Source organism: Arenibacter nanhaiticus (genome assembly GCF_900141935.1).
GTDB classification, from domain to species: Bacteria; Bacteroidota; Bacteroidia; order Flavobacteriales; family Flavobacteriaceae; genus Arenibacter; species Arenibacter nanhaiticus.
Map to the genome: position 1 here is coordinate 264809 of NZ_FQYX01000003.1, position 9850 is coordinate 274658.

The following is a 9850-nucleotide window of genomic DNA, read 5'->3' on the forward strand; positions in this document are numbered from 1 at the left end:
ATATTAAAAATGAAAAAAAATATTTTATGCCTATTAATAGTTTTTTCCATACTGGGAAGCTATCAAGTCAAGGGACAGTCCATAGATGGTTCCATGCTACCGGAATACGAGCTACGTTTTCCCAATCTAGCGAGCAGTTGGGACGAGGGTATTCCTCTAGGAAATGCTACCGTAGGTGCTTTGGTTTGGCAAAAAGAAGGAAAACTTAGAATGTCCTTGGACAGAGCAGATCTTTGGGACCTTCGACCCATGGAAAATTTGAATTTTGAAGATTACGATTTTAATTGGGTATATGAACAATGGAAGAACAATACGTATAAAAATGTTCAGGACAAATATGATGTACCCTACGACCATTCCCCAGCCCCTTCCAAAATTCCTGGAGGAGCGTTGGAGTTCGATGTCAGTAGCCTAGGAGAAATAGCCTCTGTAACCTTGGAACTAAAAACGGCGACCTGTGAGGTAAGATGGAAAAATGGTGTTGTATTAAAAACCTTTGTGCACGCTACGGAACCCATAGGATGGTATCGCTTTGAGAATTTAAAAAATCCTATCCCTCCTATCCTTGTGCCTCCCGCTTATGTTACTGCTAAAGAATCAGGAGCTGAGGACCCGGTAACCGGACAGGATCTTCGAAGATTGGAATACGAAGCTGGAAAAGTTACCCAAAAAGGAAATACTATTACCTATAACCAAAAGGGATGGAAGGAATTTAATTTTCAAGTATATACCAAATGGGAAGAAGGAGCAGACTATCTTGAAGGAAGTTGGAGTATTAGTTCGCAAAAAACAGCCGAGGAAATAGTTACACCCGCAGAAGAAGTCCTTGCCGCTTCTTCTTCAAAGGGAATGGAGAATTCTAAAGGGAGTCATATTTCTTGGTGGAATAACTTTTGGAAACAATCTAGCGTTAGTATTCCCGATCCCATTTTACAAAATCAATGGTATATGGAAATGTACAAATTAGGATCTGCCGCTAGAAAGGGAGCGCCACCAATTTCTTTACAAAGCGTATGGACGGCCGACAATGGGAAATTACCACCATGGAAGGGCGACTTTCATCACGACCTAAATACCCAGTTAAGTTATTGGCCTACCTATTCTGGAAACCATTTGGAACTGGAAGAAGGTTTTATAGACTGGTTGCTAAAATATAAATCGACCTTTAAAAAATACACTAAAGATTATTACGGTACTAGCGGTTTAAATGTGCCTGGAGTAACAACTTTGACCGGAGACCCTATGGGAGGGTGGATTCAGTACTCTTTTGGTCCAACGGTTGGGGCTTGGCTAGGGCAACACCTTTACTTGCACTGGCGGTATAGTATGGATAGGGAGTTTCTTAAAAACCATGCTTATCCTTGGATAAAAGAAGTAGCCCAACATTTTAATGAGTTATCGGTTATAGGAACTGATGGCAAGCGAAAACTACCTATTAGTTCTAGTCCAGAAGTACATAATAATTCCCGCGATGCCTGGTTTGAAAAGACCACTAATTTTGATCTCGCTTTGGTAAGGTGGACCTATGCCCATGCTGCTGAATTGGCTTTGGAACTAGGCTACAAGAAAGAGGCTAGGCAGTGGAAAAATATTTTAAAGAAATGGCCCGATTTTGCTGTTGACGAGAGTGGTCTTATGTTAACACCAGATGCTCAGTTTGACCAATCGCACCGTCACTTTTCCCATCTAATGGCTATCCATCCCTTGGGGCTTATTGATGTTTCCAAAGGGGAGGCCGATAAAGGTATCATAGATAAAACTATCAGGAATTTAGAAAAAACGGGCTCTAGTGCCTGGACCGGATATTCTTTTAGTTGGCTTGGAAACATTAAGGCTAGGGCTTTTGATGGGGAAGGTGCCGCAAAAGCCCTAACGGACTTTGCAACCTCCTTTGTGCTTCCCAACAGTTTCCACGCAAACGGGGATCAGTCTGGGACAGGGAAGTCTAATTTTACATACAGACCATTTACCTTGGAAGGTAACTTTGCGTTTGCTGCGGGAATTCAAGAAATGTTGCTCCAAAGTCATACGGGAACAGTACATATTTTTCCGGCTGTCCCTTCCCATTGGGAGACTGTTGGTTTTAGAAAATTACGGACCGAGGGAGCGTTCTTGGTGTCTGCCAAGAAAGAAGCAGGACAAATGAAAACAGTGAAGATAACTGCCGAAAAAGGAGGGGAATTGCGGTTAAAGAACCCCTTTAAAACCAAAGACATAAATATTCATGGCAACAAACTCAAATGGCAAGATGATATCCTAATATGGAACTCGAACCCGGGAGAGATTTTAGAACTTAGCCTTTATAAATAAAGGCACTTTTAAAAACGGTCTTATTTGTAGACGAATTAGACCGTTTATTGAATACTAATACGAGAAAGCAGTAAGGTAAGAATTGGAATTGATGTCATAATTCAAAAAGTTCATCAGATTGTTTTCTTTTAATAACAGATGCTTTAGCGAACAAAAGTGCTATGGACTGCTAGAAGGATAATTGTTAAAGACCAATTCTCAAGAAAGAAAAAAAATAATAACGATATGAGGGGATTTCCTCGGTGGGAATAAAATCAAAGAGTAACAAGCTAGTTTAGTTTGTAAGGCTTAATGCTAGCGCTGAAAGTATTTAAGCCTTTCCTAAATTAAAGTAAAACTATTATAGAATATGAGAAGTACATCTAAAGGAAGACGGCAGTTTATAAATAATTTAGGCATGGGTATTGTTGCCGTGGGGATGTCTAATACAAGTTCTTTTGCCTTTAGCCCAAAGTCAAAAGCTTTAAAAAAACGAAGTGTTGAGGTTGGTTTTATAACCGATCTGCATCATGGCTATTGTGCGGATGCACAAGAACGTTTGGAGGTTTTTATAAAAGAGGCTTCTTCCCGAAAACTGGATTTTATAATACAAGGTGGCGATTTTTGTCACCCCATAGCCGAGGCCCAGGAATGTATGGATCTTTGGAATTCCTATCAGGGAGAAAAGTACCATGTGTTGGGAAACCATGATATGGATAAGGGAAGTAAAAAGGAGGCGATGGATTTCTTTGGAATGGAAAGTAATTACTACTCCTTTGATAAGGGCGATTTTCATTTTGTTGTTCTAGATGGTAATTATATTTCAAAGGATGGGAAATACGTGGATTATGGGCATGCAAACTTTTATATTGAACAAGCCAATCGTAGTTTGGTGAACCCGGAACAAATAGAATGGTTACGTCAAGATTTGGAAAAAACGAACAAGCAAACTATTATTTTTTCGCATCAGGCCTTTGACGAAATTTGGGACGGCTGGTCTTCGCCAAGTCGCTTTGCAGTTCGGAAAGTGATCGATGATGCCAATAACAGTACCGGTTTTCAAAAGGTAATTGGGTGTTTCTGCGGGCATCATCACGTAGACGACCATAGTTACATCAATAAGGTTCATTATTTTCAGATGAACAGTGCCTCCTATTATTATGTAGGAGAGGGTTATGGTTCCGATGGCAGTAGGGCCACGTATAAGGATGCTATTTTTGCCTTTATCACCCTAGATCCCTCTGGAGAAATTACCATCGAAGGAAAGAAAAGCTCCTTTAAAGAACCAACGCCATCACAGAAGAACCATCCAGATGCGCCACGTCTTTCTGCCTCGATAAGTGATAGAAAGGTAAGCTTTTAGGGATTATATGGATAGGTTGAAGTTTTCGTTAAATTGGAATAAGAGTTAACAGAAGATAATAAATGTTTAAAATAAATTACATGAAGATTAAATTAGTAGCTATAGGGATGCTCCTTTTCGGGAGTAACTTTTTTGGTTACGGACAGTTAAAAGGCAAGGTTTTTCTGGATCAAAATAAGAATGGTATTAAAGAGTCTAAAGAAAAAGGGGTGGAAAACGCGGTGGTTTCCGATGGTTATCATGTGGTGCGCACCGATGAGCAAGGGAATTTTGAATTGCCCGGATGGGAGAAGCAAAGATTTGTAACTATTTACCCTAATGGCAGTTTTAACCCGGAAAAACGGTTTGTTCCAATTACTTCCAAGCTTAAGTCCTATGATTTCCCCGTACAAACTAAAAAACAAAAGGAAGAGGTTAACTTTGTGCAGATTTCAGATACCGAAACCTTTGAATACGGTGATTGGGTCGATAACCTGAAAAAGTACATTAAGGTACATAAGCCAGATTTTGTAGTTCATACCGGGGATATCTGTTATAAGGCAGGCATGGAGTGGCATGCAGATAACTTAACGGAAAAAGAATTGGGCGTGCCTATTTACTATTGTCTTGGTAACCACGACTTGGTTAAAGGCGATTATGGGGAGCAGTTTTTTGAAGAGAAATTTGGTCCTGCTTGGTATGCTGTAGAAGAAGGGAATACCTTATTTGTAATTACCCCAATGATGGGAGGCGATTTTCCTCCTGGATTTAACCATGAGGATATTGGGGGATGGTTGCAAAACCTCCTGAAAGCGTATGACAAGGAGCAACCCAAAATATTTTTTAACCATGACCTGTTGACCGATGGGGAAAGTTTTGTTTTTAAGAAGAACGACAACGAATCTATAGTTCTGGAGGATTACAATTTAAAATCTTGGTTGTATGGTCATTGGCATATTAATATGGTAAAAACTCATGGGAAATCTGGAGTAGTGTCCTATAGCACGGCTACCTTGGCAAAGGGCGGAATCGACCATTCTCCCTCTAGTTTTAGGGCAATAAAAGTAGATAAGGAAGGGAATACCAAGTCACAATTAATTTGGAGTCATCTAGAAAGAGAAATTCAAATTGTGAGTCCACAAAAAAATGAACTTACATTAAATAACCAGGGAGAAATAGAGGTTTCTGTGAATGTATATGATAGTGGTTCTGTAGTGGATAGCGTTCGTTATAGTATTTGGGGTAAAGAAGGGTTTAATTGGGAATCCTCCCGTGATACGTCCAAATGGAATGAAATGGTCAAAACATCAGATTGGAATTGGCGTGCAAAAGTTACCCCTACTGCTGAAAAAGACCTTTTGTTGGTGGTAGATGCTTATTTACGCAGTGGAGAAGTACTTCATAGAAAGGAAACATTTAGTTTGGAAGATAGAAAGGATAGGGGGACGCCTAAAGATAAATGGTCGAATTTAGCGGGGAACAAGGAGCATCATCCAGTGGTCGATAGCAAACAGCAAGCGCCCTATACCATGGAATGGACTGCAAATGTGGGTAGCAATATCTATATGAGTTCTCCGGTAATTAAGGATAATTATGTATTAACGGCAGGGTTTGATGATAGCAATGCAGAAAACTGCTTTATTGTTTGTTGGGATGTTGGCGCTGGCAGGGAGCTCTGGCGGTATAAGACAAAAAACGGTGTTAAGAACCAAATGGTCATCGCCCAAGATAAGGTGATAGCCACCGACATGATCGGGCATACGTATGCCATAGATATCGCTTCGGGAAAACTGGTTTGGGATACCGATTTAAAATACAATAGAGCTCCTGGGTTTATTACCGGTTTGGTAACCGATGGAAAAATTGTATATACCGGATTTTCCGAATCACTCTCGGCCATAGAAGTGAATACAGGAAGGGTTTTATGGCAAAATAAGGCTTGGAAAGGAGGCGAAGGAACTACCCCTACGATGACTATTGCCGATGATGTTCTTTTGGCATCCCGTCATTGGGGTGCTATCTATGCCCACGATAGGTTTACCGGAGAATTGCTATGGTCTAGGAATGATGATGGTCTACGTTTTAGAGATGGAGTTTTGAGCTATAAGGACAAGTACCTCTGGGTTGCCGAACAGGACAAATTACATCAACTGGATCTAAAAACAGGAAAGACAGTCTATAGTTTTATTACAGGAATGCAGCATACCGGAACTTCGGCTCCGATTGTTCTACAAGATAGGGTGATTATTTCAGGATCTCATCCCGGTGTAGCATCTTTTGATCTGAAAACAGGAAAGAAACAATGGGAATTCCAGGTAGATCCCGCCTTGTTTTACACACCTTCGTATTTTTCTGATCAACAACAGAGTTTGGAAACTACCCCCATCTTAGTTGGTGATAACCTGATTTTTGGTGCTATGGATGGGAAGGTATATGTTGTGAATGCGGACACTGGAAGCTTGGTGTGGAAAACGGCCTTGGGGGCTCCTTTAATTACCTCTGCAGCAATAAGTGCCGACGGTTTTTTTATATGTGATTTTGCAGGGAATATTTACTTTTTTAAAACTAGTTAAGGATGAAAAAAATGTTTCATAAAATATGCTTTTTTATTTTTATAATACAAGGCATATGGACTTTTGCGCAATCACATCATACCATAGATTTTGAAAATATGGAAGGAATTGTGGTAACGGATGGTATCATCGGAAAGGCTTTCGATTTGGGAGATGTGGCCAGACGTTATGCTATTGACGTTCCTAATCCAATGTACGAGCAAACCAATTTTACCGTTACCGTTTGGGTAAAAGCTATGGAGGAAGGTAGATCGGCCTACACCATAGTTTCCTCTTTAAAGGAAACAGATATGGGATATGATGGTTGGAAATTAGGGATACAGGCCAATGGAGCCTGGAATTTTGTGATTATAAGTGACGAAAAACAATTCACTTATAATCCAACCCCAGAACGACAATCTATTCGAGATGGGAAATGGCATTTATTGGCAGTAAGCTATGACATTACCAGTCAGGATCTGTCCTTCTATTATGATGGACTTCCATTAGCCATTTATAATGCCCCTGGTTTAGAAAGTGCGAACTTAGGAGAAAAGGTGGTGATTGGGAATGCGATCGATACTAAAAAACCATACAAGAGTGAACAGTGGGAATCCTTTTACGGGGCTATTGATGACATTGGCTTTTCGAACATTGCGATGGACCCAAGGGAAATCAGTAAAATGTATAGCAGAGTAACAGGAAAGGAGCAGACAGAAATTGATGCTCCCTTAGCGGATCTCACCCTAACAAGCTTTAATATTTGGCATGGGGGTAACGAGTCTGGTAAGGAAGCAGGGTTTAATAGAATAATGCAACTGCTCAAGGAAAGCAATTCAGATGTATTTGCATTAGTAGAGACCTATGGATCCGGCGAAAAAATAGCAGACGGTTTAGGGTACTATTTGTATCTTATAAGCTCCAATCTCTCCATTATAAGTCGGTACCCTATAGTCGATACACATTTGGTTTATAATTCCTTTAACAGCGGAGGGGCTACCATAGCCCTTCCGAATGGAAAACATATTAATATATTTAATGTTTGGCTGCACTATTTACCTGACTATTGGTCGGGTTTTATGAAAGATGAAAAATGGAATGTTAAAGATTTTTTAGTAGAAGAAAATAAGACCAGAGGGAAAGAAATTCAGAACATCCTTTCTGAGATCACTCCTTTTTTAAATAATAGCGATAAGGTTCCAGTTCTTTTATCCGGGGATTTTAACAGTGGCTCCCATTTAGATTGGACCAAAGAGAACAAGGAAGCCCATAATGGATATGTAGTTCCATGGCCAGCCAGCTTAGCCATGGAAGCTAATGGCTTTAAAGATGCGTGGCGGGTGCTGTACCCTAAAGTTAAGGCCCATCCCGGTATTACGTGGTCTCCTTTATATACATCGGATACTTATATCAAAGATAGAATTGACTTTGTATACTACAAGGGATTGAAATTAAAACCCGTAAAAGCAAGGCTTATCGAGGATCATGCTTTGCAGTTTCCCTCGGATCATGCGGGTGTTACCGTAGAATTTAAACTGTTAGATGATTTTTAACAATAGGTAAAAAATGATGTCAGACTAAGGGCATAATATCTGCTTAGTTTGTTATAGATTTAATAAAAATTAAAGGAAGGTTTCCATGAAAAATATATGTTTGACGAGCTTGATGTTTCTTTTTCTAACAGTTAGCGTTTATTCCCAAATATGGATTGTTGATCCGTTGGAAGCGCTGTACCCGGATCGCAATAACGAGAAATCTTGGAGTCGGCATTGGTCGGCAGATTTTATTATGCAAACCGATGTAGCCGCCCACCTGCTTGTAAAAACACCAAAAAACTCCCCATTTACTATAACCGCAGAGATAGACGGGCGTTCTTTGGCAGACGGATCTTTTTTTGAATTGATAGACGTTCCGGTAGAACAAAATACAGGCCTCGATAGCCGTACCGAACTATATACGGGAGCGCCCAATCCCTTTGTTATAAGAAAAGCACCCTTTAAGATTTATGAGGTAATAAAGCCTGTAGACAAATCAATTTTTATAAGTGACGGAAACTATCGGGCCTTTAGGTTTGTCTTGCCTGAAGCATACAAATCTCCCGGTGAAACAACTATTAAATTTACAGTAACCAGTCAAGAGACTACTTATGTAGGGGAGTTTAAACCACGTATTCATGCGATCGATATTCCTTCGGCTTCGAAAAGTGAATTTTTCTATACAAATTGGTTCAATCTATCCAAAATGGAATATCATCACGGTGTCGTAAGATGGACGGAAGCCTGGTTTGAGATGCTTGACAAATACGCTAGTTTGATGTCTAAAGGGCGGCAAAATGCCATCCTGATCCCCGCTGAATTGATATATGTAGAAAAGGGGGAGATTAAACTGGCAGCAGATAAAATGTGGCGGTTTCTTCAGGTTTTTCAAAGACATGGATTTCGTTTCTTTGAAGCACCACATCTGATGAATAGGGGCCCCAATGACGATTGGGGGGATGCAGAACTAAAAGTGGCCCTAAGCGGTAAGCGGTATTATACGGAAGGAGGAAAAAAGGATGTGCAAAAGATTATAACGCTTTTACGGGATTTTGCGGTTAAACACAATATAGTAGATAACTGGCTACAGCATATCTCCGATGAACCTACAGCAGTAAATGCAGCTTGTTACAGAGACATTGCCGATCAGGTGAAAGAGCTGTTTCCTGAAGCCTTGATTATGGAAGCGACCAACGACCGGGATAACTTGGCAGGAGCCATAGACATTTGGTGTCCTATTATCAATGATTTTCAGGAAAACGAAGCTTTTTTCAGGAACAGAGAGCAGAAAGGTGAGCAGATTTTTGTCTATACTTGTTTGATACCCGGAGGGCAATGGCTTAACCGAACCTTGGATATGGAGAAATTGCGTCAGGTTTATTTCGGTTGGGGAGCTGCTCGTTATAATACGGACGGGTATCTTCATTGGGGATTAAATCAATATCAGGCAGATCCTTACCAAACCAGTGCGGTAAAACACCCCTCTCCTGGAGCTGGCCCTAACAATTACCTTCCGGCGGGAGATACCCATATTATTTATCCCGGTAAAAACGGTCCTTTGTCTTCCCTGCGCTTTGAAGCTCATAGGGGTGGTATTGAAGATTATGAATTATTGCAACTACTTAAAATAAAAGATGAAAAGCGTTATGAGGAATTGATTGCTCGCTTATTTCGGACTTACACCGATTATAATTTAAGCATTCAGGACTATAGGGCGGTAAAAAGAGAGCTGTTAGAAACTTTGAAAAATGATTAAGTACAGGATAGTACATATTTAGATTGATTTGAAGTAACCACGATAAAATCTGACAGTTAAGAATTATATTTAAAGAGTCAAAACAACAAATATTAATCCTTAAAACTGTCAGAATGAATACAGAAGCAAAGGTAATTAAATCTAAGGTAGGTTTATTACAGTTAGCAGAACAATTGGGCAACGTATCTCAGGCCTGCAAGCTTTTTGGTTATAGCAGAGATAGCTTTTATCGTTTCAAAGAGCTCTACGACCAAGGAGGTGAGTTGGCACTACGGGAACTCAATAGAAGGAAGCCAAACCTCAAGAATCGAATTGAGGAAGAAGTGGAAAGAGCCGTAGTGCAAATCGCTTTTGAATTTCCTGCCTATGGACAACT

At 40.2% G+C, this 9850-nt stretch carries 6 protein-coding genes; all 6 read left to right on the forward strand.

Annotated features, from left to right (window positions below; genetic code table 11):
- Window positions 1–9 precede the first annotated feature (9 nt).
- Window positions 10–2310: a glycosyl hydrolase family 95 catalytic domain-containing protein gene (locus tag BUA16_RS03405; RefSeq protein WP_072763228.1), complete on the forward strand. Its 2301-nt coding sequence runs from the start codon at window positions 10–12 to the stop codon at window positions 2308–2310.
- A gap of 349 nt (window positions 2311–2659) precedes the next feature.
- Entirely contained in the window at window positions 2660–3652 is a 993-nt protein-coding gene (locus BUA16_RS03410; protein WP_084668425.1) for a metallophosphoesterase family protein, read from the forward strand.
- 80 nt (window positions 3653–3732) lie between these two features.
- Window positions 3733–6204, forward strand: a complete 2472-nt coding sequence (locus BUA16_RS03415; protein ID WP_178338844.1) for an outer membrane protein assembly factor BamB family protein — start codon at window positions 3733–3735, stop codon at window positions 6202–6204.
- A gap of 2 nt (window positions 6205–6206) precedes the next feature.
- A complete protein-coding gene (locus tag BUA16_RS03420; protein WP_072763230.1) occupies window positions 6207–7736 on the forward strand; it encodes a LamG-like jellyroll fold domain-containing protein in 1530 nt (509 codons plus the stop codon).
- Window positions 7737–7821: 85 nt separating this feature from the next.
- Window positions 7822–9474, forward strand: a complete 1653-nt coding sequence (locus BUA16_RS03425) for a DUF4091 domain-containing protein (RefSeq protein WP_072763231.1) — start codon at window positions 7822–7824, stop codon at window positions 9472–9474.
- A gap of 113 nt (window positions 9475–9587) precedes the next feature.
- On the forward strand, window positions 9588–9850 hold a 263-nt coding region (locus tag BUA16_RS03430; protein ID WP_143150446.1), incomplete at its 3' end, for a helix-turn-helix domain-containing protein.